The sequence below is a fragment of the Pseudomonas sp. TE24901 genome (assembly GCF_054058375.1).
Map to the genome: position 1 here is coordinate 278,613 of NZ_JBSSAF010000008.1, position 23,052 is coordinate 301,664.

A 23,052-nucleotide genomic window follows, 5' to 3' on the forward strand; every position below is an offset into this window, starting at 1 on the left:
GTGGATCAGCGAATGAATCCGTCGACTGAAACACTGCATTCGCGAGCAAGCCCGCTCCCACATTTGACCGAGTTCGACACGAACCCATGAAATGCAAAAAGCCCCGCCATCTACATGGCGGGGCTTTTGTTTTTCAGCGTGTCACATCAAACCTGCGGGTCGCCCACGTGCAGGATCTTCATGCCGTTGGTGCCACCGGTGGTGTGGTAGCTGTCGCCCTTGGTCAGGATGACCCAGTCGCCTTTCTCCACAACGCCGCGCTTGACCAGCTCGTCGATTGCCTTCTGGCTGACTTCGTTCGGTGCCAGCGAAGCCGGGTCGAACGGAACGGTGTACACACCACGGAACATCGCCGTGCGGGCCTGAGCTTCACGGTGTGGGGTGAACGCGTAGATCGGTACCGAAGAGCGGATACGCGACATGATCAACGGCGTGTAGCCACTTTCGGTCAGGGCGATGATCGCCTTCACACCCGGGAAGTGGTTGGCGGTGTACATGGCGGCCAGGGCGATACTCTGGTCACAGCTTTCGAACTCTTTGCCGATGCGGTGGCTGGAGGTCTTGCTGGTCGGGTGCTTTTCAGCGCCAAGGCAAATGCGCGCCATGGCTTGCACCGCTTCCAGCGGGTAGGGGCCGGCAGCACTTTCAGCCGAGAGCATTACGGCGTCGGTGTAGTCGAGCACGGCGTTAGCCACGTCGGACACTTCGGCGCGGGTCGGCATCGGGTTCTGGATCATCGACTCCATCATCTGGGTCGCCACGATCACCGCCTTGTTGTGGCGGCGAGCGTGCAGGATGATTTTTTTCTGGATACCGATCAGCTCGGCATCGCCGATTTCCACGCCCAGGTCACCACGGGCAACCATCACGGCGTCGGACGCGTTGATCAGGCCGTCGAGGGTTTCATCGTCTGCCACGGCTTCGGCGCGTTCGATCTTTGCCACCAGCCAGGCAGTGCCGCCGGCTTCGTCGCGCAGTTTACGGGCGTATTCCATGTCGGCGGCGTCGCGCGGGAAGGACACGGCGAGGTAGTCCACTTCCATTTCGGCGGCGAGAATGATGTCAGCCTTGTCTTTTTCAGTCAGGGCCGGTGCGGTCAGGCCGCCACCACGACGGTTGATGCCTTTGTGGTCGGACAGCGGGCCACCAATGATCACGGTGCAATGCAGTTCGGTCGGGGTGGCGGTGTCGACGCGCATTACCACACGGCCGTCATCGAGCAGCAGCTCGTCGCCGACGCCGCAGTCCTTAACCAGGTCCGGGTAGTCGATACCCACGACTTGCTGGTTGCCTTCGGTCAGCGGGTGGCTGGTGGAGAAGGTGAATTTGTCACCGATCTTCAGCTCGATCCGCTTGTTGGCGAATTTGGCGATACGGATTTTCGGGCCTTGCAGGTCACCCAGCAGCGCCACGAAGCGGCCATGCTTGGCAGCCAGGTCACGCACCAGCTTGGCGCGAGCCTTGTGCTCGTCCGGGGTGCCGTGGGAGAAGTTCAGACGGGCAACGTCCAAACCAGCCAGAATCAGCTGTTCGAGGACTTCCGGCGAGTTGCTGGCCGGGCCAAGGGTGGCGACGATTTTGGTACGACGGACGGACATGCACAGACTCCTGAGTTCAAGCGCTGAGGAAGGCTACTATGCTCTTTCGTTGTAGTCATTGTTCGTTTGCACTACTTATCGACGATTGACTTGTTTTTGCTGCGAGTGAATACGAACACCCTTGAAGATTTTCGACGAGGGGTCGATACACTGCACAAGACAGGAGAACCCTCATGCGAATTTTGCTCGTTGCTGCCCTGGCCGTCAGTGTTGTCGGCTGTACCCGCTGGTCGATGGACCACCATTTGAACAACGCTTACCGTGCCTACGGGGTGGGTGATTGCGAGCGCGTCACCCTGGAGTTGTCCCAGGTTGATCGTGAGAGCCGCACCCGTCGTTATGTGCAGCCGGAAGTGTCGATGTTGCGCGGGCAATGCCTGGAACGGCAGAAGCTGTTCGTCGATGCGGTCCAGACCTACCAGTTCATCATTACCCAGTACCCCTCGAGTGAGTACGCGTACCGTGCCCGTGCCCGGCTCGACACCTTGCAGCAGTTGGGGCATTACCCGGGGGCCAGCGTTGCACAACCGCGTCCGGCGTCTTTGTAATGATATTTGTCATCCTATAGCTGGCCCGTTGCCAGTCTTGGGCTATCCTTCGATTGTTCGTTTGTACAAGTTTTTTTGAGCGAATACAGGGCCCTGATTCGGCAGCAGTCCAGTGACACAGGGAGACCTGTTGCCACACCGAGATCCGGGGGAGAGTGGGCTCTTGGCCCGTTCCGAATTACTGACATGGCCTGACTCATGGCCACTGGATGACGACCATGTTTACCGAGCGACGGATCGAGCGACACCAACTTCCTTATTTCCTGCAGGTGTTTAATCGCCGCACGGATAAACCTATTGGTTATTTGGGCAATGTTTCCGAAGACGGCCTGATGTTGATCAGCCAATTGCCCATGATGGTCGATGTTGACTTCGAGTTGCGCTTTAAGATCCCGGGGCCTGAGGGCGACTTCCACGCCGTCGACATCACGGCGACGTGCCTGTGGAGTCATGAAGATGTCAACCCTCAGCACTACGACTCTGGGTTCAGTGTGACGCAGGCGTCCGATGAGTACGCGCGCGTGATCGGCGCTTTGCAGGACTATTTCAGCTTCGATCCTTTGCAGGCGTCTGCCTAGTCATCAAGCCCTGTCGACCCGGTTTTGGGCCAGCCCAGGCTGCGGTCGACGCATGTTTCAGAATGCTCCGGCTTTTTTCCAGCCCAGATAGCGTGTCACCAAGGCGGCCCCCAGTTCCGAAGGCAAGGTGTCCAGCAGCGACAAACCCTGTGCGGCCAAGCGGTCATGCAGCTCGTTTCGAGTGTTGAGGTAGTCGATCGTACCGCTGTAGGCGAGCGCTTCGGGCAAGGTTTGCACGGGTGCCTGACGCAGTTGGTCGAGGACTTCCTCGCGCAGGCTGGCTACCAGCACCCGGTGTTGTCGGCTGATGCGCTTGACCGCAGCCATCAGGGCTTCATCATCCTCATCCCGCAAGTTGGTCACGACAATCACTAGCGCCCTGCGTTTTTGCCGAGCCAGCAATTGGCTGGCGGCAGCCTCGTAGTCGGCTGTGCGTCGGGTGGTGTCCAGGTCGTAAACCGCGTTGAGCAGCAGGTTCAACTGGCTGCTTCCCTTGACCGGGGCCAGGTAGCGTGGCGGATCGCTGGCAAAGGTGCACAACCCCACGGCATCACCCTGGCGTAACGCTACGTAGCTGAGCAGCAGGCAGGCGTTGAGCGCGTGGTCGAAATGCGATAACTCGCCGTCCTGGCTGCGCATGCGTCTGCCGCAATCGAGCATGAACACGATTTGCTGGTCACGCTCATCCTGGTACTCGCGTGCGATGGGGGTGCGTTGCCGGGCAGTGGCTTTCCAATCGATCTGACGCAGGCTGTCGCCTTCACGAAATTCGCGCAGCTGATGAAACTCCAGCCCCAGGCCCCTGCGTTGGCGTTGTCGCACGCCGAGTTGGCTCAGCCAGTTATCCACACCCAACAGCTGTGCACCGTACAATCGGGCAAAGTCGGGGTAGACGCGGGTGGTGTCATTCACCTCGACAAACCGTCGTGCCGACCATAGCCCAAGCGGGCTGGGCAGGTGGACCTCACAGCGGCTGAAACTGAAATGCCCACGACGCAGAGGGCGCAAGCGGTAGCCCAGCTCGCTGCGTTCGCCGGGGCGCACTATTATGGATTGGGGCAGGTTCTCCACGCTCAGGCCATCGGGCGTGTGGTCGAACACGTGCACCGTCAGGGGCTGTGAGAAGCCGTGTGCCAGGCTCAGGCGTACTTCACCCCAACGTCCGAGTGCCAGGCTGCCAGGCATCTGCCGTTCGATCTGAACGGGGGGCCTGCGACGCAACCGCACAGCATCCAGAAGTGACAGCAATAACAGCGCGAGCAACAGGCCCCAGGCAATCGAGTGCAGGGTGCCGGGTACCTTGAGCTGCAAGGCTTCAGCCGCGCCGAGCAGGATGTTCAGGCCTAGCAGCACACCCAGCCAGCTTAACAACAGTCGGGTCGGCTTCATGAGGGCGTCACTGTCGAGGTGCCGGAATCTGGTCCAGCATCTGTTTGAGCACCTGGTCTACTTCCAGCCCATCGATGTCCAGCTCCGGTGCAATACGCACCCGATGGCGCAGTACGGCCAATGCGCAGCCCTTGATGTCATCCGGGGTGACGAATTCCCCGCCACGCAACAAGGCCCGGGCCCGGGCGCCGCGCACCAGGGCAATGGAGGCCCGCGGGCCGGCGCCCAGGGTCAAGCCTGGCCAACTGCGCGTGGCACGGGCCAGGCGCACGGCGTAGTCGAGCACCTGTTCGTCCAGGGCCAGCTCACTGGCGATCTCCTGAAGACGCAGCACGTCTTGAGCCTGAAGCACAGTGCGCAGCGGCTGCACGTCGAGCATGTCGGCCCTGGAGGAGCGGGTGACCTCGCGCACCATGTCCAGTTCCTGGCTGGCATCGGGGTAGTCCATGCGCACCTTGAGCATGAACCGGTCCAGCTCGGCCTCAGGCAAGGGGTAGGTGCCTTCCTGTTCGATGGGGTTCTGAGTGGCCAGCACCATGAACGGTTGCCCGATGGGCAGTGCTTCACCTTCAAGGGTGACCTGGCGCTCCTGCATCGCTTCAAGCAACGCGGCCTGGGTCTTGGCAGGTGCACGGTTGATTTCGTCGGCCAACAACAGGTGAGTGAACAGTGGGCCTTTGCGCAACTTGAACTGCTCGCTGTGCAAGTCGTACACGGCATGGCCGGTGACGTCGCTGGGCATCAGGTCGGGGGTGAACTGAATACGCGCGAAATCACCACCAAAACACCGCGCCAACGCACGCACCAGCAACGTCTTGCCGAGGCCGGGTACGCCTTCGAGCAGCACGTGGCCACCGGCGATCAAGGCGGTCAGCACATCGTCAATCACCGGGTCCTGGCCGATCACCGCCTTGCGCAATTCGATGCGCAGGGCCTGTGCTTGCTGGCTGGCGTGTAGCAGGTGTTCGGAGGTCATAGCCGTTGGAAAATCGCTCATAAGGCATTCCTGAGAGTTTGCAGGCACGCCACCTGACGACTGAAATCGGCGCTGTTGAGCCGTTTTTCGCCAAGTGGACCAAGGGCCTGGCTGATGACGTGTGAGGGTTGGTGCGTCAGGCGTTCAAGCACCTGCCACTGTTCTGCCGTTTCAAGGTGCTCGAAGCCTGGGTGGCGTCGGCGAGCGGCGCGTTGAATGTCTTGTTGCAAAGCGCGTAGCAAGGCGCCTTGGCCACCGCGACGCAGCAAGAAATCGGCACTGGCCTGCAGGTGTTCCTGCAACTGGCGACGGGCCTTGGGCGCCGGCGCCGTGATAGGGCCTTGACGCACGCCGGCCTGCCAGAGCCCCAGGGCAATCAGCGCGACAAGGGCCACCAGCGCCTGGGGGAAGTAACGCATCAACAGCGTGAGCAGGCTGTCCACTTCGGTATGGAACAGCAGCGTCACGTCAGTCCCCTGGTTCAGATACCAGAGCAGCCAGGCATTGTCATACTGGCCGATACTCGGGTTTTTCCACAGGTCGCTGTCGGTCACCACCGTCACGCGGCCGTCCCCGAAATCCAGTTGCATCAAGTGGCTGGATTTGGCGCTGTTGGCGGAAAACTGCGCCAGGTGCTTGGGGTCGGTGAGGTTGAAGTCGGTGTCGAAGTTGAAATAGGCCGGCGCGGTTTCATTGTCGACATACAGCTTGGTCAGGTCCGGCGCTTTCTTCTTTCTCGGGGAGGCCGGTTCGTCGAATGCCTCGCTCAATGCCTGATGAATATTCAGGCGATCGAGCAGCAGGTCACCGCTGCTACCTGCCTCTTCATCCCACAACGCTTCGGCGACCACCAGCAGATGGCCGCCGGACTTTGCCCAGTCGAGCAGTTGGCTCACCTGGCCAGGTGTCATATTGCTGCGTTCACCCAGTAGCAAAAGGCTGTTGCCCTTGGGGGGCAGGTCGGCGAGCGGTTCAAGGCTATTGGCATGGGTTACGGTCAGGCCTTGCTGACGCAGGAAGTGCTCGGCTGCAAGATAAGGGTTCGCCCGGGCCTCCGGCGATGGTCCACGGTCGACGACTTCTTCATAGGGGATTGCCTTGTGCCAGGCGTAAAACGCGCCGGCACCCAGCAGGCATGTCAGCAGCAGACCGACCCACAGTAAAAACCGATTCATCGTACGGCTCCCGAGCTGAACAATGCGCGCCAGTCGCTGCACAGTTTTTGCTGGGTTGTGACCGGGGGCAGGCGGTGACCGTAGGCGAGGTTCTGCCAGTGGCGCGTCAGTTCATCACTGAAGGCCAGCAACTGCGGTTGTTGCAGGTGGTGAACGCGTTCCAGGACCTGGCCTTCGGTGTCGGCGTCTTTGAGTGGCAGGTGGAAGTCGTGCAACAGGCGACTGAGCAAGCCGCGATACAGCAAGCCAAGGGCTTCCCTGGGACGCGTGGCCCAGAGTGCTTCGGCGGTACCTGCGATGTCCTCGGGCAAGGTTTCGAGGCCCAGGTCGAGGCCGAACAATTGGGCGGGGACCGGCTTGGGCATTTTGTGCGGGAGTGTGGGGCGTCGGCTGACGAAGGCGCGAAGCCAGTCCTTATAGCGCCAGACCAGCAGCGCCAGACCGCCGATCAGCACGCTCCACAGGATGACCTCCAAGCCCTGGGCAGCGTGCTTGAAGGTATTGCTGTTGAAACTGTCCAGCAGGGCCTGCAGCCAGGCGGGTAATTGACCTTCACCGTGCGCGCGGTTTTTGACGGCGGTTTTTTCCTCACCGAAACGATACCGCGTGACGGTTTCCGGGTTCTTGAAGGGCGGCTTTTCCATTTGCGCCTTGATGGCCTGGCTCGCAGCTTGGGTACTCAGTTGCGTGTGGCTATTGGGCTCCTCGGCCCAGGCCGGAGGGCTGGCCTGTACGAGCAGCAGCCCGACCACCAGCAACATCAACATCGCAACGCTGCCCAGGCGTTGGCGCAGACGGCGAAACACCAGCTCCAAGTCCCAGGCTTCCAGCACGGTGCGGCGGTTGAGGTAGAGGCTGAAGCCGCAGGCGACGTAGATGGGCTCCCAGAATATCAACACCAACGCATAGAACGCGTTACCCAGATGCTCCAGCCACAGGCCTTCGGAGGCGGTTGCAAGTGCCAGCCGTTGCCAGTCCCAGTCCAGTTCGACTTCTTGAGGAATGAAGAAGTAGAACAGGCCCATGCAGCCGAACCACAGGCCGATTTCCAGATGCATTCCAAGGAGGGTGAGCCAGCGTGCAGCCCCGGCGTTGTGTTGCAGCAACACGCCTAGGCGTCGCTGGCGTGCCTGGCCGTCCAGTCCTTCGAGTTGGCTGACTGGCAACAGGAAGCTGCGACTGAGGCTGAACCGACGCCAGGTCAGGCTGACCAGCAACTGGCTCTTGAGCAACTTTGGCCAGTGGCGCACCGCTTGCCTCAGGCTTGGGGCGTCACCAAACAATGCCGTGGACAGGATGTACAGGGGGAGGCGGTCGAAGGCGGGCTTGAGCCACCAGAACAGGATCATGGCGAGGGTGGGGAAGTCCCAGAGCAAGACGGTAAGCAGTGCAAATACCGGCAAGGTAATCAGCGCCCAACTGCCCATCAACAGCCCACGGTGCTGACGCGCCATGAGCACGCCAAGGTCCATGGCTTCCCAGGTGGTGCGCGGGCGGATCACTACGCTGGCATCACTCAGGCGCATGGGATACCCGCCCGGCAAACGTCAGGTAGGCTGCCACCAGCAGCCAGAGTGCGGCGCCTGCCAGGTACTTGACCCAGGGCGCGATCGTTGTGGTGGAAGACCAGTAGGCCTCGATGAAGGCTGCGATCAGCAGGAATATCATGACGCCGCAGAGCATCTGCACGCTTTTGCGGGCTGCCAGGCGCAGGGATTCACCTCGGGTCAGTCGTCCCGGAGCAATCAGTGCCCAGCCCAGTTGCAAGCCCGCCGCGCCCGCGAGGGCAATGGCCGTCAGTTCGAAGGCGCCGTGCCCGATGACAAACGACCAGAAGGTCTGGCCGTAGCCGATATCGGTCAGGTGCCCGGAGATTGCGCCGATGATCAAGCCGTTGAATATGAGGAAGAACACGCTGCCCAGGCCAAACAGCAAGCCGGCCGCGAACGTCTGGAAGGCGATGCCGATGTTGTGCATCACGTAGTAGCCGAACATCATCCAGTCTTCACTGGATGCACGCTCGGCGGCACGGCCGAGGCGGCTGGCGTTGGGGTTGTACATGGCCTGCATCTCGGCGACCTGCTGGGGGCTGACGATGCTGTAGATCAGGTCGGGAAACAGGTAGACCAGCAAGGCGATGCCCACCAGGCTGGCAAAGAACAGCAGGCTGGCGATCAATACGAAACGCCATTGCTCCCGTACCAGCCGCGGAAAGCCTGCCAGGATGAAACCCAGGACATTAGCGGTCAGTTGGCTACGATGGCGATACAGCTGTTGATGGCCTCGCAGGGCGAGTTGCTGCAGTGGATCGACCAGGTAGCTGCTATAGCCTCGCTCCTGGGCGAGTGCTAGATGCTGGCACAGCCTTCGATAGTGGTGGGGGAACTCGGCCATGTCACTCGCCTTGGCCTTGCCTTGCTCCAACTGATTCAGTTGTTCGGCAAAGGCCTGCCATTGGGGTTGGTGACGGCTTTCGAACAGGCTCTGCTTCATGCTGGCCCCAACAGTCCGCGCGCCACACCATTGAGTTGCTCGACGGCACGGGCCGGAGACACCTGCAGGGGCGTGGCGAGGATGGAGGCCAGTTCATGCACTCGTTCGGCAGACAGCTCACCCTGGCGTTCGGCAAAGCCAAGGATCGCCCGCTGCTCGCTCAACTCCAGTGGGAACGGCAGGCGCAAGGCTTGGGCCTGGGGCACCTGAGGGCGAGCCAGTGGCCGTTCGCGGTAGACCACCAGCGTGCCCGCAGCCAGGTCGCCGAGGCGTTTGAAATGGGGGTGTTGCAGGCAACTGATGGCGCCCAGGAAGTAGCCGAAGGGCAGCATGTCGACAAAACGCAGCAGGTTACGGATAAGTGACGCGGACCAGCCCACTGGCGTACCGTCGTCCTGCACCACCCGCAGGCCCATGACCTGCTTGCCGGGGGAGCAGCCCTGGTTCAGCACCTCGAACAGCACCATGTACCACCAACTGACCAGGAACAGCAGCAACGAGCCCAGGCCGATACCGATGTTGCCCAAGAGGGCCAGAGGTATTAGCAGGATACCCATGATCAGCCCGCGCACCCCCAGGTCAAAGGCAAAGGCCACTGCACGTGGCAGCAGGCCGGCAGGGCGCAAGGGCAGATCGATACCCTCCGGGGTCTCGATCTGGTAGCGGGTATCCAACGGAACTGATGGCATTGCGATCCTTGGCAGTGCAGAGCGGCTGAGTGACACGGATGCTAGCAGTGTCGACGGTGGAAGCAACCATTCAAGTTTTTACTGGGTATTTGTACAGTAATCTATCGCTGGCCTCTGACGCCTTGCAGCGCCTAGACTTTGCCGATCTTCAGTACAGGAACAGCCCGTGACCACCATTTTCTGGTACGACTACGAAACCACCGGCATCAACCCGCGCAGCGATCGCCCACTGCAGGTTGCCGGGATTCGTACCGATCTCGAACTCAACGAGGTCGGCCCACCGGTCAATCTTCATTGCCAGCCCAGCGATGACATCCTGCCGCACCCGGCCGCGTGCGCGATCACCGGTATCACGCCTGGCGTCCTGGCGCAGAAGGGGTTGGCGGAAGCCGACTTCATGACCCGGGTGCACGCCGAACTGGCTGCTCCGGGAACCTGCGGTGCCGGCTATAACACCCTGCGGTTTGACGATGAGATGACGCGCTACAGCCTGTACCGCAACTTTTTCGATCCTTACGCCCGTGAATGGCAGGGTGGCAATAGCCGTTGGGACCTGATCGATGTGGTTCGCACCGCCTACGCGCTGCGACCTGAAGGGATCGTCTGGCCCGAACAGGATGGGCGCGTCACCCTGAAACTGGAGCGACTGACCGAGGCCAACGGCATCGACCATGGGCAGGCTCACGATGCGCTGTCCGATGTGCGTGCCACCATCGCCCTGGCGCGTCTGGTCCGAGAGAAACAGCCCAAGTTGTATGAGTGGCTGTTTCAACTGCGCAGCAAGCAACGGGTGATGGATCAGGTGCGCCTGCTGCAACCGATGGTGCACATTTCGGGGAGATTTTCTGCCGAGCGTCATTACCTGGGTATCGTGCTGCCGCTGGCCTGGCACCCACGCAATCGCAATGCGCTGATCGTGTGTGATCTGGGGCTGGATCCACAAGGCTTGCTGGACCTTGATGCCGATACGTTGCGCCGACGCCTTTACACGCGTCGTGATGAATTGGCCGACGGCGAATTGCCGGTGCCGCTCAAGTTGGTGCATATCAACCGTTGCCCGGTGGTCGCCCCATTGAATGTGCTGCGTGGGCCGGACCTCCAGCGGCTTCAGCTGGATAAGGAGACTTGCCTGGCAAGGGCGCTGCGACTAACTGACGCACAGGAAGTGTGGCGGGACAAGTTGGCAGCCATTTACGCCGAGGAAGATTTCGAACCGAGTGCGGACCCGGAGCAGCAGCTCTACGATGGATTTATCGGTGATCGTGATCGTCGTTTATGTGAACAAGTGCGAGCAGCTGAACCACTGCAACTCGCGCGTGAGCAGTGGCCTTTCGATGATCATCGTTTGCCGGAATTATTGTTTCGCTACCGTGCGCGTAACTTTCCTGAAACCTTGAACAGCGAGGAGCAACAGCGCTGGAAACTTTTTTGTCAGCAGCGTTTGTCGAGCGCGGAATGGGGAGCGCCCAATACCCTTGAGGCATTTAAACAGGCCGCTGATGAGTTGGTTGTTAGTGCTACGCCGTTTCAGCGTCAGGTACTCGACCAATGGCAGGTGTATGCCGACTCTTTAGCGGTTCGCCTGAATCTGTAATCGGGTAACAACAAAATACCCAGGCAATAAAAAACGCCAGCAAGCTGGCGTTTTTAATGTGTTGCGTATCAGGTTAACACCCGATGAGGCTTAGCCCAGCAGGGTTGCCCAGCCTTCAACCACGTCACCGCCCCACTTGGATTTCCACTCTTTCAGGGTCTTGTGATTGCCGCCTTTGGTTTCAATCACTTCGCCGTTGTGTGGGTTCTTGTATTGCTTGACCTTGCGAGCGCGCTTGGTGCCAGTAGTTTTCACAGCACCGCGTGGCGCTTTAACTTTTGACTCTGGATCCAGCAGCGCGATGATGTCGCGAAGGGATTTGGAGTATTCACCCATCAGGGCGCGCAGTTTACCTTCGAATTCCAGCTCGGTTTGCAGCTTGTCGTCTTGGGACAGGTTCTTCAAACGGGCTTGCAGCTCTTTGATAGCTTCTTCGGTGGCACGGTATTCGTTGATCAGAGACATGGGGACTACCTTATGTAGAGCGCGGGTTGAACAAGGGGAGTGGGGCAATAATAGTCAGGCAATTTCGTCAAGTAAACATTTAACAAGGCATTTATGTGAATTACTTTGAATGTTTGTGGCGAAGCTATGCAATCGAGTTAATTAGTAGGTCGTAGGCCTAAAGATAATCGCCGTTGTTTTTTGATATTTCCCTGATCTTGCCGTTGTACCGCCATGTAGCAAGGGTAAAACCTTACGCTATTAAGGGGTGTGGCTGGCACGGGGGATCAGAATAAGCCACAAGGAATACTGCAGATTTTCTGCGCAATCGCTAGAATGGCGGCCTTTGCGAAGTTCTGGAGTTTCCCCCTAATGCGCACTTTTCGGCTGGTGATTGCTTGCCCGGACCGGGTTGGCATCGTTGCCAAGGTCAGTAACTTTCTGGCTTCCCACAACGGTTGGATCACCGAGGCGAGCCATCACTCGGACAATCTCAGCGGTTGGTTCTTCATGCGTCACGAGATTCGTGCCGATACGTTGCCGTTTGGTCTTGAAGCGTTTCGCGAGGCCTTTGCGCCCATCGCCGAAGAGTTCTCGATGACCTGGCAGATCACCGACACCGAGCAGAAAAAACGCGTGGTGCTGATGGCCAGTCGTGAGTCCCACTGCCTGGCCGATCTGCTGCACCGCTGGCACAGCGACGAGCTGGACTGTGAGATCGCCTGTGTGATCTCCAACCACGACGACCTGCGCAGCATGGTCGAATGGCACGGCATCCCGTACTACCACGTCCCGGTAAACCCGCAGGACAAGGAGCCGGCGTTCGCCGAGGTCTCCCGCCTGGTCAAGCAGCATGAGGCGGATGTGGTGGTGCTGGCGCGCTACATGCAGATCCTGCCACCGGAGTTGTGCCGTGAATACGCCGGCAAGGTGATCAACATTCACCACAGCTTCCTGCCGTCGTTCATTGGTGCCAAGCCTTACCATCAGGCCTCCCTGCGTGGCGTGAAGCTGATTGGCGCGACGTGCCACTACGTCACCGAGGAACTGGACGCCGGCCCGATCATCGAGCAGGACGTGGTACGTGTGAGCCACAGTGACAGCATCGAAGACATGGTGCGTTTCGGCCGTGACGTCGAGAAGATGGTCCTGGCCCGTGGCTTGCGTTACCACCTGGAAGACCGCGTGTTGGTGCACGGCAACAAGACCGTCGTGTTCTGATCCAAGGGTTTTGATTGAAGAATGAAGGGCCTGGGCGTTAAATCGTCCCAGGCCCTTTTTCTTTGTTGGGCGCAGAGGTTTAGAGCATGAGCGATCCACTGGATAAAGCCACTTCCAAGGCCCCGGCCACCCTGGGAGAGGGCTGTTTGAGCCGGTTTGACCCGGAAGAACTGAGCAGCGACGACGGCACCGAATTTCCGGGTGCCGCCGAGCTGTGGGAGCAAGAGAAGGGCAAGGCCGAACCGGAGGGTAAGTAACGCCCCGCGCGGGTTAGATCCGGAAACTGCCCACCAGTTGTTTCAGGCGCGCCGCCTGTTGTTCCAGGTCGGCACAGGCACGCAGGGTGGACTGCAGGTTTTCGACGCCTTCCTGATTGAGGGTGTTGATCTCGGTGATGTCCATGTTGATCGACTCGACCACCGAGGTCTGTTCTTCAGTGGCGGTGGCCACCGATTGGTTCATGCCGTCAATCTCGCCAATGCGCAGGGTCACGCTGTTCAGGCGCTCACCGGCCAGGTTGGCGATCTCTACGCTGTCGTGGCTATGGCGCTGGCTTTCGCCCATGGTGCTGACCGAATCCCGGGCACCGACCTGCAACTCTTCGATCATCTTCTGCACCTGTTGCGCCGATTCCTGGGTGCGATGGGCCAGGTTGCGCACTTCATCGGCCACCACGGCGAACCCGCGACCCGCTTCCCCGGCACGGGCCGCTTCGATGGCGGCGTTGAGTGCCAGCAAGTTGGTTTGCTGGGAGATGCTGGTAATCACCTCGAGAATCTGCCCGATATTGACCGTCTTGCTGTTGAGCGCTTCGATATTGCTGCTCGAAGCACTGATCATTTCGGACAACTGGTTCATGGCCTTGATATTGCGCTCCACCACCTGCTGGCCATCTTCGGCCAGGTGCCGCGCATCGCTGGCCTGATGCGAGGCTTGCGCCGCATTGCGCGCGATTTCCTGGGCAGCGGCGCCCAGTTCATTGATGGCCGCCGCCACGCTGTTGGTGCGGTTGGCCTGCTCGTCGGAATTGATCATCGATGAGTTGGAAGCGCTCACCACCCGCAGTGCCACTTCATTGACCTGCTCGGTGGCTGAGGACACTTCGCGGATCGACGTATGAATGCGCTCCACGAAGCGGTTGAACGCGTTCCCTAGGGTGCCGAATTCGTCGTGGTTCTGAATGGCCAGGCGGCGTGTGAGGTCGCCTTCACCGTCAGCGATGTCTTGCATGGCGCGGGTCATCACGTGCAGCGGTTGCAGCAGGATGCGGATCAACATGCCGAGCAGGGCGATGATGATCACCACGGCAATGAGCGTGGCAATCACCGCCGAGGTGCGGAATTCGCTGAGCATGGCGAAGGATTTGTCTTTATCCACCGAAATGCCGAGGTACCAGTTCACCGAGGGTAGACCCTTGATCGGTGTAAAGGTCACGATGTTGTCCTTGCCGTTGGCTTCGACCTCACTGAAGCCGGTGCTGATGGTCGGCGTGTTTTTTGGGTACACATCGGCCAGCGTCTTCATCACCAGGTTTTTGTCCGGGTGTACCAAGACCTTGCCATCGGCGCTGACCAGGAAGGCATAACCCATGCCGCCGAAGTTCAGCGCGCCAATGTTATCCACCAGGGTTTGCAGGCTCAGGTCGCCGCCCACGACGCCAATGCTCTGGGCGCCCTGGGTGCTGGGCGTGGCGATGGAAATGATCAGTTTGCCGGTCGCGGCATCGATGTAGGGCTCGGTGAGCGTCGAGCCGTTGCTGGCCTGGGCGCCTTTGTACCAGGGGCGAACACGTGGGTCGAAGCCGTCCGGCATCTTGGTGTCAGGGCGGATGGTGAACGCGCCTTTGCTGTCACCCACGTAGGTCGCCATGAAGGATGACGTCAGGGCTTTCTGTTCGAGCAGCTTGGCAACGGCTGAGGGTTCCGGGTTGATGGCGATGTTCTGTGCGGCGTTTTCAACCAGGGCAATGCGCCCGGTGAGCCAGGTTTGGATGTTGCTGGCGGTGACATCACCCATTTCATGCAAGTAGTTGTTGAGGTCGTCGCGAATGGCGTTGCGTTGCAGGTAGTCGTTGTAGAGGGTAAACAGCGCAAATGCGGCGATGACGATAAGGGAGGCTGCAAGCAGGATTTTGTGGCTGAAGCGCAGATTTTTATTCATGGCTTGTAGGGTCCGCTAAGGTCTTATTATCCGAAGCGCGTCCTTATGGGATGCGCAAAATGGCAGCGTCAAAAAAGGTGTGATATTTCTTGCGATAGCTCCGTTGGTCCCTGTAGGAACTATCCGACCTATTTTTAGACTTTGTGGGTCTCACACCTCTCTATATCGACCTGGCGGCACTAAAGATTAACCAGAGGTGACGAAATGCCTGATACCACGCAACTCCTTATCGGCGCGGGCCTGGACGGCCAACCCATCGCCCAGGCCATGCGCCTGGCCAACCGCCATGGGCTGATTGCCGGTGCGACCGGCACGGGCAAGACCGTCACCTTGCAACGCCTGGCGGAAGCCTTCAGCGACGCGGGCGTCGCGGTGTTCGCGGCTGATATCAAGGGCGACCTGTGTGGCCTCGGGGCCGCAGCCAATCCGCAGGGCAAGGTGGCCGAGCGCATCGCCGGCATGCCTTTCCTGGGGTACACCGCCAAGGCCTATCCTGTGACGTTGTGGGACATCCATGGGCAGTCCGGTCATCCATTGCGCACCACCATCAGCGAAATGGGCCCATTGTTGCTCGGCGCGCTGCTGGAACTCACCGACAGCCAACAGTCGGCGCTCTACGCGACCTTCAAGGTGGCCGACCGCGAAGGTTTGCTGCTGCTGGACCTCAAGGACCTCAAGGCGCTGCTCAACCACCTGCGCTACCACCCGGAATTGCTGGGCGAGGACGCGGCGCTGATGACCACCGGCTCCAGCCAGGCCCTGCTGCGGCGCCTGGCGGTCCTGGAGCAACAGGGCGCCGAGGCCTTGTTTGGCGAGCCGGCCCTGCAGCTTGAAGACATCCTGCAACCCGCCAGTGATGGGCGAGGGCGTATCCACCTGCTCGACGCCAGCCGCCTGGTGCATGAGGCGCCCAAGGTGTACGCGACCTTCCTGCTGTGGCTGTTGGCGGAGTTGTTCGAGCAATTGCCCGAACGCGGCGATGCCGACAAGCCGTTGCTGGCGCTGTTTTTTGATGAGGCCCACTTGCTGTTTGCCGATACGCCCAAGGCGTTGCAGGAGCGGTTGGAGCAAGTGGTGCGCTTGATTCGCTCCAAAGGTGTCGGCGTTTACTTTGTCACACAGTCTCCGGGGGATTTGCCTGACACGGTCTTGGCGCAATTGGGCCTGCGCATCCAGCACGGCCTGCGGGCGTTCACCACCAAGGAGCAGAAGTCCCTGCGGGCAGTGGCAGACGGTTTTCGGCCGAACCCCACCTTCGATACCCTGGCGGTGCTGACCGAGCTGGGCACAGGTGAGGCGTTGGTGGGCACGCTGCAGGAAAAAGGCACGCCGGAAGTCGTCCAGCGCGTACTGGTGGCGCCGCCGCAGTCGCGTATCGGGCCGCTCAGCGAGGCCGAACGCGCGGCGCTGATTGCCAGTTCACCGTTGCTGGGGCGCTATGACAAACCGATTGACCGGGAGTCGGCCTATGAAGTGCTGATGGCGCGCAAAGACCTGGGGACGGCCGAAGAGGCCAAGCCGGCTACCGAAGAGCCAAGTTTCACGGACAAGGCGGGTGCCTTTCTGGGCACTACGGCGGGCAAGGCGCTGAAATCCGCGATGCAGCAGGCGGCCAATCAGATGGGGCGCCAGTTGGTGCGGGGGTTGCTGGGGTCGTTGCTGGGTGGCAGCAAGCGCAAGTAGCGGTTCAGGCCTTGGGCTTGGCGTGGGCGGCGAGCCGCTCCAGGGCGGCGCGCAGGCCGGGGTCGCTGATGCCGTCGGCCGTCGCCTGGATGGTTTCGGCGGCATTTACCGACAGGTCCATCGTGTGGCCCACTGCGCCTTGTTGCACGGTAGGCGGCTGCACCTTGAACTGGATACGCGTCAAGTTGGCGAACTCATCGAAGGCCATCAATTGACGTTGCAGGCGCTTTTGCTGGTAACGCAAACGCGTGGCCCAATGACCGTCGGTGACAATTAACAGCAAATTGCCTTCACGCCAGGACGCCACATGACAATGTTCACGTGCGGCCGGTTGCAATTGGCTTTCGAGCAGGCGTTGCAGATGGCCCAGGCGTTGCGCGTGGCCAAAGATGGCTTTCAACGGCTTGGCTTCGCGGAGCAACACGCTGGGGATGCGAGCTGTATGAGGGCGAAATGCCATGTTTAGACACCTTAAGTAACAGAGCCGCCATCTTAACAGAAAGCGCCCGCAGGCCCCCGGGCAATGCAACTGCAGGTCAACGCTTGCCAAATCAATAGGTAACTTCTGCGCTCCATGGGTTGAAGTTCCGGTAAAAGCCCTTATTTTAAACAGGCCCTCTCACAGCACCATGCCAGCATCGGGGAACAACGCCACTTTCCTCACCCACGATTCCGGGTAGAATGCGCGTTCGCATGCGGCCGTGAGGGCTGCTCGGGCCACTCACGGTGCGCCCTCCATCCCTATGTGTGGAAGAACCTGCCGATATGTTTGCGCCTTTGTTAAAGAAACTTTTTGGAAGCAAGAATGAGCGCGAAGTCAAACGCATGCTCAAGACGGTGCAACTGGTCAATGCTTTCGAAGAGCAGATGGTTGCCCTGTCGGACGACCAATTGCGCGCCAAGACCCAAGAGTTCAAGGCCCGCATAGCCAAAGGTGAAACCCTCGACAAGCTGCTTCCCGAAGCCTTTGCGGTCGCCCGTGAAGCCGGCAAGCGTGTCATGGGCATGCGCCACTTCGACGTCCAGTTGATCGGCGGCATGACCTTGCATGAAGGCATGATTGCCGAAATGCGTACCGGTGAAGGCAAGACCCTGGTGGCAACCCTGGGCGTTTACCTCAACGCACTGTCCGGCAAGGGCGTGCACGTTGTGACGGTGAACGACTACCTGGCTCGCCGGGACGCCAACTGGATGCGCCCGCTGTATGAATTCCTCGGCCTGACCGTCGGCGTGGTAACGCCGTTCCAGCCGCCGGAAGAGAAACGCGCCGCTTACGCTGCCGACATCACCTACGGCACCAACAACGAATTCGGTTTCGACTACCTGCGCGACAACATGGCGTTCAGCATGGAAGAAAAATTCCAGCGCGAACTCAACTTTGCCGTGATCGACGAAGTCGACTCCATCCTCATCGACGAAGCCCGTACCCCGCTGATCATCTCCGGCCAGGCCGAAGACAGCTCGCGCCTGTACACCGAAATCAACAAGTTGATTCCGCGCCTGACCCAGCACGTTGAAGAAGTTGAAGGCGTGGTGACCAAAGAAGGTCACTTCACCATCGACGAGAAGACCCGCCAGGTCGAACTCAACGAAGCCGGTCACCAGTTCGTCGAAGACATGCTGACCCAGATCGGCCTGCTGGCTGAAGGCGAGAGCCTTTACTCGGCGCACAACCTGGGCCTGTTGACCCACGTTTACGCCGGCCTGCGCGCCCATAAGCTGTTCCACCGCAACGTCGAATACATCGTGCAGGACGGCCAGGTGGTCCTGGTCGACGAACACACCGGCCGTACCATGCCGGGGCGTCGTCTGTCCGAAGGCCTGCACCAGGCCATCGAAGCCAAGGAAAACCTCAACATCCAGGCCGAAAGCCAGACGTTGGCGTCCACCACCTTCCAGAACTACTTCCGTCTGTACAACAAACTGTCCGGCATGACCGGTACGGCCGACACCGAAGCGTTCGAATTCCACCAGATCTACAACCTGGCCGTGATGGTCATCCCGCCGAACAAGCCGTTGGCGCGTAAAGACTTCAACGACCTGGTGTTCCTGACGGCTGAAGAGAAATACGCGGCAATCATCAATGACATCAAGGACGGCATGGCCCAGGGTCGCCCGATTCTGGTCGGTACTGCCACCATCGAGACTTCCGAGCACGTGTCCAACCTGCTCAACAAGGAAGGCATCGAGCACAAGGTCCTCAACGCCAAGTTCCACGAAAAAGAAGCCGAGATCATCGCCCAGGCCGGTCGCCCAGGCGCACTGACCATCGCCACCAACATGGCCGGTCGTGGTACCGACATCCTGTTGGGCGGCAACTGGGAAGTGGAAGTCGCGGCCCTGGAAAACCCGAGCCCCGAGCAGATCGCCCAGATCAAGGCCGACTGGCAGAAACGTCACCAGGCCGTGCTGGAATCCGGCGGCCTGCAGGTGATCGCTTCCGAGCGTCACGAATCGCGCCGTATCGACAACCAGCTGCGTGGTCGTGCCGGTCGTCAGGGTGACGCCGGTTCCAGCCGCTTCTACCTGTCGCTGGAAGACAGCCTGATGCGCATCTTCGCCTCGGACCGCGTGAAGAACTTCATGAAGGCTCTGGGCATGCAGTCCGGTGAAGCGATCGAGCACCGCATGGTGACCAACGCCATCGAGAAAGCACAGCGCAAGGTGGAAGGCCGCAACTTCGACATTCGTAAGCAACTGCTCGAGTTCGACGACGTCAACAACGAACAGCGTAAAGTGATCTATCACATGCGTAACACGTTGCTGGCTGCCGACAACATTGGCGAGACCATCGCTGACTTCCGTCAGGACGTGCTCAGCGCCACCGTTAGCGCACACATTCCGCCACAGTCCCTGCCAGAGCAGTGGGATGTTGCCGGCCTGGAAGCGGCGCTCAAGAGCGACTTCGGTGTGGACTTGCCGGTTCAGCAATGGCTGGACGAAGACGACCACCTGTACGAAGAGACCCTGCGCGAGAAGCTCATGACCGAGCTGCTGGCCGCATACAACGAGAAAGAAGAGCAGGCGAGTGCCGAAGCACTGCGCACCTTCGAGAAGCAGATTGTCCTGCGCGTGCTGGACGACCTGTGGAAAGACCACCTGTCGACCATGGATCACCTGCGTCACGGTATCCACCTGCGTGGCTACGCCCAGAAGAACCCGAAGCAGGAGTACAAGCGCGAGTCGTTCACGCTGTTCTCCGAGCTGCTGGACTCGATCAAGCGCGATTCGATCCGCGTGCTGTCCCACGTTCAGGTGCGTCGTGAAGACCCGATCGAGGAAGAGGCACGCCTGCGTCAGGAAGCCGAGGCGCTGGCTGCGCGCATGCAGTTCCAGCACGACGAAGCCCCGGGTCTTGAGCAACCTGAAGTCTTGGGCGAAGAGGTCGATGTGGCCCTGGCCCAGACGCCGGTTCGCAACGACCAGAAGCTGGGCCGCAACGAACTGTGCTGGTGCGGTTCGGGCAAGAAGTTCAAACACTGCCACGGCGAAATCAACTAAGATTTTTGCCTGACGCTGCAACACCCCGCGCCGCGACCGGCCTTTGCCGTCGCGGCGTTTTGCCATTAATTTCACCGTCGCTTACGACGGCACAGATATCACCTCATTTTTAAGGAGCGCATTCATGGCTGTTGGTCTTGGTCCTTTGCCCACTTTGCACCCGGTCGCCGGTTTTGAACTCGGTATCGCTTCGGCCGGCATCAAGCGCCCGGGGCGCAAGGATGTGGTGGTGATGCGCTGTGCCGAAGGTTCAACCGTCGCTGGCGTGTTCACCCTCAATGCGTTCTGCGCAGCACCGGTGATCCTGGCCAAGCAGCGCGTAGCCGGTAACATTCGTTACCTGCTGACCAACACCGGTAATGCCAACGCCGGGACCGGCGAGCCAGGCCTGGTGGCCGCTGCGCGCACCTGCGCCAAGCTGGCCCAGCTTGCTGGGGTTGATGCCAGCCAAGTGTTGCCGTACTCCACCGGCGTGATCGGCGAGCCGCTGCCGGTCGAGAAGATCGAAGGTGCCCTGCAAGCCGCGCTGGACGACCTGTCTGTGGATAACTGGGCTGCCGCCGCCACCGGCATCATGACCACCGACACCCTGCCAAAAGGCGCGAGCCGCCAGTTCGTACACGACGGCGTCACCGTCACTGTAACTGGCATCAGCAAGGGCGCAGGCATGATCCGTCCGAACATGGCCACCATGCTCGGTTACATCGCCACTGACGCCAAAGTCTCCCGTGACGTGCTGCACAGCCTGATCCTGGACGGCGCCAACAAGTCGTTCAACCGCATCACCATCGATGGCGACACCTCCACCAACGACTGCTGCATGCTGATCGCCACCGGCCAGGCCAACCTGCCGGAAATCACCGAGGCCAGCGGCCCGCTGTTCGCGGCGTTGAAGCAGGCGGTGTTCGAAGTGTGCATGGACGTGGCCCAGGCCATCGTGCGTGACGGTGAAGGCGCGACCAAGTTTGTCACCGTTGAAGTCAATGGCGGCGGCAACCACCAGGAATGCCTGGACGTGGGTTACACCGTGGCGCATTCGCCACTGATCAAGACCGCGCTGTTCGCCTCCGACCCGAACTGGGGCCGTATCCTGGCTGCCGTCGGCCGTGCCGGCGTGCCAGACCTGGACGTGAGCAAGATCGACGTGTTCCTGAGCGGCGTGTGCATCGCCAGCCGTGGCGCGCGTGCCGAGACCTACACCGAAGCCCAGGGCTCGGCGGTGATGCAGCAGGAAGAAATCACCATCCGCATCGAGCTGGGCCGCGGTGAGTGCAGCGAAACCATCTGGACCACTGACCTGTCCCACGAGTACGTGAAGATCAACGCGGAATACCGTACCTAAGAGGATAAGCGCGGTGAAACGAGTGCATGTAGCAGCAGCGGTGATCCGCGGTGTCGACGGCAGGATCCTGCTGGCGCGCCGCGCCGATACCCAGCATCAGGGCGGCCTCTGGGAGTTTCCCGGGGGTAAGGTGGAAGCCGATGAGTCGGTTGAAACCGCCCTGTCCCGCGAATTGCAGGAAGAGCTGGGCATTCAGGTCACGGCGGCGCGCCCGTTGATCAAGGTGCAGCATGACTACCCGGACAAACAGGTATTACTGGATGTCTGGGAAGTCTCGGCCTTTACCGGCGAACCCCATGGTGCCGAAGGGCAGCCGTTGGAATGGGTGGCCCAGCGGGACCTGATCAACTACGAGTTCCCGGCAGCCAATGCGCCCATCGTTGCCGCAGCGCGTTTGCCTGCCGAGTACTTGATCACGCCTGGCGAGCTGGAAACCCCCGCATTGTTGCGCGGTATCCAGAAAGCCATTGCCGGTGGCATCAAGCTGGTTCAACTGCGTGCGCCCAACGGCTACGACCCTAAATACCGGGACTTGGCGGTGGACGCCGTGGGCCTGTGTGCGGGCAAGGCGCAACTGATGCTCAAGGGGCCCTTTGAGTGGTTGGGGGATTTCCCCTCGGCGGGCTGGCACATGACCTCGGCGCAACTGCGCAAATACGCGAGCAAAGGCCGGCCGCTGCCCAAGGACCGCTGGTTGGCGGCTTCTTGCCACAATGCCGAGGAACTGGCGCTGGCCGAGTTGATGGACGTGGATTTTGTCACGCTGTCGCCGGTGCAATCGACCCAGACTCATCCTGACGCGCAGCCGTTGGGGTGGGAGCAGGCGGCGCTTTTGATCAGTGGGTTCAGCAAGCCGGTGTTTCTGCTGGGTGGCGTTGGGCCGGCTGAGCGGGAGCAGGCTTGGGAAGCCGGTGCCCAGGGTGTTGCTGGCATCCGGGCGTTCTGGCCTGAGGTTTGATGGTGTTCTGACGGGCCTCTTCGCGAGCAAGCCCGCTCCCACACTTGACCGAGTTCTACCTTTGGAATGCGGTCGAATGTGGGAGCGGGCTTGCTCGCGAAGGCGTCAGATCAGGCACTGAAAACTAATGGGGTTTGGCAGCCGCCTGCCACAACACCTCCGCCACACCCTGGCGCCTGGCAATCACCCGCGCTGCCACAAACAGCAAGTCCGACAGCCGATTGATATACGCCAACCCCACGCCGTCCAACGGTTCCACCGCATTCAACTGCTGACACCGCCGCTCTGCACTGCGCGCCAGGCTGCGGCATACATGGGCTTGGGCAATCAGCGCCGAACCCCCGGGCAGGATGAAGTTCTCCAGCGGCCCCACTTCCTCGTTCCAGCGGTCAATCGCCGCTTCCAATCGGTCCACTTCAGCGGCATTCAACGCCTTGTACACCGGCATCGCCAGCTCGCCGCCCAGATCGAACAAGCGATGCTGGCAAGGCGTAAGCACTTCGATCACGTCCTTGAGTTCAGGGTGCTTGCCGCTCTGTTCTTCCAGGTTGGCCAACAGCAACCCCAACTGACTGTTCAGCGTATCGACCTCGCCAATGGCCTCCACCCGTGGGTGGTCCTTGGGCACACGGCGGCCATCGCCCAGGCCGGTTTCGCCCTTGTCGCCGGTACGGGTGTAGATCTTCGACAGGCGAAAGCCCAT

General features: G+C 60.5%; 20 protein-coding genes and 1 pseudogene. 9 read left to right on the forward strand and 12 right to left on the reverse strand.

Features of this window, described 5'->3' with window-relative positions; genetic code table 11:
- Window positions 1–146: 146 nt before the first annotated feature.
- Window positions 147–1,598, reverse strand: coding sequence for a pyruvate kinase (pyk, locus tag ACVWVP_RS18230; protein ID WP_178921747.1), 1,452 nt, complete (start codon window positions 1,596–1,598; stop codon window positions 147–149).
- Between the two features lie 173 nt (window positions 1,599–1,771).
- Here pyk and ACVWVP_RS18235 point away from each other — a divergent pair, with 173 nt between their 5' ends.
- Both ACVWVP_RS18235 and ACVWVP_RS18240 read left to right on the forward strand, forming a co-directional pair.
- Window positions 1,772–2,146, forward strand: a complete 375-nt coding sequence (locus ACVWVP_RS18235) for a tetratricopeptide repeat protein (RefSeq protein ID WP_176994337.1) — start codon at window positions 1,772–1,774, stop codon at window positions 2,144–2,146.
- 218 nt (window positions 2,147–2,364) lie between these two features.
- A complete protein-coding gene (locus ACVWVP_RS18240; RefSeq protein WP_457407509.1) occupies window positions 2,365–2,724 on the forward strand; it encodes a PilZ domain-containing protein in 360 nt (119 codons plus the stop codon).
- Window positions 2,725–2,781: 57 nt separating this feature from the next.
- On the opposite strand, the gene ACVWVP_RS18245 is transcribed toward ACVWVP_RS18240, so the two are convergent.
- The 6 genes from ACVWVP_RS18245 to ACVWVP_RS18270 are packed head-to-tail and all read right to left on the reverse strand — an operon-like array spanning window position 2,782 to window position 9,446.
- Window positions 2,782–4,113, reverse strand: coding sequence for a DUF58 domain-containing protein (locus tag ACVWVP_RS18245; RefSeq protein ID WP_178921752.1), 1,332 nt, complete (start codon window positions 4,111–4,113; stop codon window positions 2,782–2,784).
- 7 nt (window positions 4,114–4,120) lie between these two features.
- Window positions 4,121–5,110, reverse strand: a complete 990-nt coding sequence (locus ACVWVP_RS18250) for an AAA family ATPase (RefSeq protein WP_178921754.1) — start codon at window positions 5,108–5,110, stop codon at window positions 4,121–4,123.
- A complete protein-coding gene (locus tag ACVWVP_RS18255; protein WP_457407511.1) occupies window positions 5,107–6,264 on the reverse strand; it encodes a DUF4350 domain-containing protein in 1,158 nt (385 codons plus the stop codon). The genes ACVWVP_RS18250 and ACVWVP_RS18255 overlap by 4 nt, the downstream gene beginning before the upstream one ends.
- Window positions 6,261–7,790 carry a DUF4129 domain-containing protein gene (locus ACVWVP_RS18260; RefSeq protein ID WP_457407512.1) on the reverse strand — a complete coding sequence of 510 codons (1,530 nt, stop codon included), beginning with the start codon at window positions 7,788–7,790 and terminating at the stop codon, window positions 6,261–6,263. Before ACVWVP_RS18260 ends, ACVWVP_RS18255 begins: the two co-directional genes overlap by 4 nt.
- Entirely contained in the window at window positions 7,777–8,757 is a 981-nt protein-coding gene (locus ACVWVP_RS18265) for a stage II sporulation protein M (RefSeq protein WP_178921760.1), read from the reverse strand. Before ACVWVP_RS18265 ends, ACVWVP_RS18260 begins: the two co-directional genes overlap by 14 nt.
- Window positions 8,754–9,446 carry an RDD family protein gene (locus ACVWVP_RS18270; RefSeq protein WP_178921762.1) on the reverse strand — a complete coding sequence of 231 codons (693 nt, stop codon included), beginning with the start codon at window positions 9,444–9,446 and terminating at the stop codon, window positions 8,754–8,756. Before ACVWVP_RS18270 ends, ACVWVP_RS18265 begins: the two co-directional genes overlap by 4 nt.
- Window positions 9,447–9,612: 166 nt before the next feature.
- Here ACVWVP_RS18270 and sbcB point away from each other — a divergent pair, with 166 nt between their 5' ends.
- The gene (sbcB, locus tag ACVWVP_RS18275; protein ID WP_457407514.1) at window positions 9,613–11,040 is read left to right on the forward strand and encodes an exodeoxyribonuclease I; all 1,428 of its coding nucleotides are present in this window, start codon (window positions 9,613–9,615) and stop codon (window positions 11,038–11,040) included.
- Window positions 11,041–11,130: 90 nt separating this feature from the next.
- Here sbcB and mvaT read toward each other — a convergent pair whose 3' ends face one another.
- Window positions 11,131–11,505 (reverse strand): histone-like nucleoid-structuring protein MvaT, encoded by a 375-nt coding sequence (gene mvaT, locus ACVWVP_RS18280; protein WP_178921766.1) that lies wholly within the window; start codon window positions 11,503–11,505, stop codon window positions 11,131–11,133.
- Between the two features lie 351 nt (window positions 11,506–11,856).
- On the opposite strand from mvaT, the gene purU reads away from it, so the two are divergent.
- Complete coding sequence (gene purU, locus ACVWVP_RS18285) at window positions 11,857–12,705, forward strand: formyltetrahydrofolate deformylase (RefSeq protein ID WP_176994328.1); 849 nt, start codon at window positions 11,857–11,859, stop codon at window positions 12,703–12,705.
- An 86-nt stretch (window positions 12,706–12,791) separates the two neighbouring features.
- Window positions 12,792–12,962 carry a hypothetical protein gene (locus ACVWVP_RS18290; protein ID WP_178921768.1) on the forward strand — a complete coding sequence of 57 codons (171 nt, stop codon included), beginning with the start codon at window positions 12,792–12,794 and terminating at the stop codon, window positions 12,960–12,962.
- A 13-nt stretch (window positions 12,963–12,975) separates the two neighbouring features.
- Here ACVWVP_RS18290 and ACVWVP_RS18295 read toward each other — a convergent pair whose 3' ends face one another.
- Entirely contained in the window at window positions 12,976–13,740 is a 765-nt protein-coding gene (locus tag ACVWVP_RS18295) for a methyl-accepting chemotaxis protein (protein WP_405046581.1), read from the reverse strand.
- A gap of 93 nt (window positions 13,741–13,833) precedes the next feature.
- A pseudogene (locus ACVWVP_RS18300) lies at window positions 13,834–14,865 on the reverse strand (HAMP domain-containing protein); the annotation flags it as partial.
- A 204-nt stretch (window positions 14,866–15,069) separates the two neighbouring features.
- Here ACVWVP_RS18300 and ACVWVP_RS18305 point away from each other — a divergent pair.
- Window positions 15,070–16,548 carry a helicase HerA-like domain-containing protein gene (locus tag ACVWVP_RS18305; RefSeq protein WP_457407515.1) on the forward strand — a complete coding sequence of 493 codons (1,479 nt, stop codon included), beginning with the start codon at window positions 15,070–15,072 and terminating at the stop codon, window positions 16,546–16,548.
- Between the two features lie 4 nt (window positions 16,549–16,552).
- Here ACVWVP_RS18305 and ACVWVP_RS18310 read toward each other — a convergent pair whose 3' ends face one another.
- Window positions 16,553–17,008, reverse strand: coding sequence for a DUF721 domain-containing protein (locus tag ACVWVP_RS18310; protein ID WP_178921774.1), 456 nt, complete (start codon window positions 17,006–17,008; stop codon window positions 16,553–16,555).
- Window positions 17,009–17,313: 305 nt separating this feature from the next.
- On the opposite strand from ACVWVP_RS18310, the gene secA reads away from it, so the two are divergent.
- From secA to ACVWVP_RS18325, 3 genes are all read left to right on the forward strand, one after another.
- Complete coding sequence (secA, locus tag ACVWVP_RS18315; RefSeq protein ID WP_178921775.1) at window positions 17,314–20,049, forward strand: preprotein translocase subunit SecA; 2,736 nt, start codon at window positions 17,314–17,316, stop codon at window positions 20,047–20,049.
- Between the two features lie 124 nt (window positions 20,050–20,173).
- Window positions 20,174–21,391 (forward strand): bifunctional glutamate N-acetyltransferase/amino-acid acetyltransferase ArgJ, encoded by a 1,218-nt coding sequence (argJ, locus tag ACVWVP_RS18320; RefSeq protein WP_178921777.1) that lies wholly within the window; start codon window positions 20,174–20,176, stop codon window positions 21,389–21,391.
- Window positions 21,392–21,404: 13 nt separating this feature from the next.
- Window positions 21,405–22,349, forward strand: coding sequence for a Nudix family hydrolase (locus ACVWVP_RS18325; RefSeq protein WP_457407516.1), 945 nt, complete (start codon window positions 21,405–21,407; stop codon window positions 22,347–22,349).
- 124 nt (window positions 22,350–22,473) lie between these two features.
- Here the strand turns inward: ACVWVP_RS18325 and ACVWVP_RS18330 are convergent, their stop codons facing one another.
- Window positions 22,474–23,052 carry a cob(I)yrinic acid a,c-diamide adenosyltransferase gene (locus ACVWVP_RS18330; protein WP_259174643.1) on the reverse strand — a complete coding sequence of 193 codons (579 nt, stop codon included), beginning with the start codon at window positions 23,050–23,052 and terminating at the stop codon, window positions 22,474–22,476.

Excerpts from the sequence above, each read along its gene's own strand:
- ACVWVP_RS18255 (WP_457407511.1), bottom strand. The coding sequence starts at position 6,264 with ATGAATCGGTTTTTACTGTGGGTCGGTCTGCTGCTGACATGCCTGCTG.
- purU (WP_176994328.1), top strand. The coding sequence starts at position 11,857 with ATGCGCACTTTTCGGCTGGTGATTGCTTGCCCGGACCGGGTTGGCATC.
- ACVWVP_RS18295 (WP_405046581.1), bottom strand. The coding sequence starts at position 13,740 with ATGATCAATTCCGACGAGCAGGCCAACCGCACCAACAGCGTGGCGGCG.
- pyk (WP_178921747.1), bottom strand. The coding sequence starts at position 1,598 with ATGTCCGTCCGTCGTACCAAAATCGTCGCCACCCTTGGCCCGGCCAGC.
- secA (WP_178921775.1), top strand. The coding sequence starts at position 17,314 with ATGTTTGCGCCTTTGTTAAAGAAACTTTTTGGAAGCAAGAATGAGCGC.
- ACVWVP_RS18250 (WP_178921754.1), bottom strand. The coding sequence starts at position 5,110 with ATGAGCGATTTTCCAACGGCTATGACCTCCGAACACCTGCTACACGCC.
- ACVWVP_RS18245 (WP_178921752.1), bottom strand. The coding sequence starts at position 4,113 with ATGAAGCCGACCCGACTGTTGTTAAGCTGGCTGGGTGTGCTGCTAGGC.
- argJ (WP_178921777.1), top strand. The coding sequence starts at position 20,174 with ATGGCTGTTGGTCTTGGTCCTTTGCCCACTTTGCACCCGGTCGCCGGT.
- ACVWVP_RS18270 (WP_178921762.1), bottom strand. The coding sequence starts at position 9,446 with ATGCCATCAGTTCCGTTGGATACCCGCTACCAGATCGAGACCCCGGAG.
- ACVWVP_RS18240 (WP_457407509.1), top strand. The coding sequence starts at position 2,365 with ATGTTTACCGAGCGACGGATCGAGCGACACCAACTTCCTTATTTCCTG.
- ACVWVP_RS18330 (WP_259174643.1), bottom strand. The coding sequence starts at position 23,052 with ATGGGCTTTCGCCTGTCGAAGATCTACACCCGTACCGGCGACAAGGGC.
- ACVWVP_RS18265 (WP_178921760.1), bottom strand. The coding sequence starts at position 8,757 with ATGAAGCAGAGCCTGTTCGAAAGCCGTCACCAACCCCAATGGCAGGCC.
- ACVWVP_RS18310 (WP_178921774.1), bottom strand. The coding sequence starts at position 17,008 with ATGGCATTTCGCCCTCATACAGCTCGCATCCCCAGCGTGTTGCTCCGC.
- ACVWVP_RS18305 (WP_457407515.1), top strand. The coding sequence starts at position 15,070 with ATGCCTGATACCACGCAACTCCTTATCGGCGCGGGCCTGGACGGCCAA.
- ACVWVP_RS18290 (WP_178921768.1), top strand. The coding sequence starts at position 12,792 with ATGAGCGATCCACTGGATAAAGCCACTTCCAAGGCCCCGGCCACCCTG.
- ACVWVP_RS18260 (WP_457407512.1), bottom strand. The coding sequence starts at position 7,790 with ATGCGCCTGAGTGATGCCAGCGTAGTGATCCGCCCGCGCACCACCTGG.
- mvaT (WP_178921766.1), bottom strand. The coding sequence starts at position 11,505 with ATGTCTCTGATCAACGAATACCGTGCCACCGAAGAAGCTATCAAAGAG.
- ACVWVP_RS18235 (WP_176994337.1), top strand. The coding sequence starts at position 1,772 with ATGCGAATTTTGCTCGTTGCTGCCCTGGCCGTCAGTGTTGTCGGCTGT.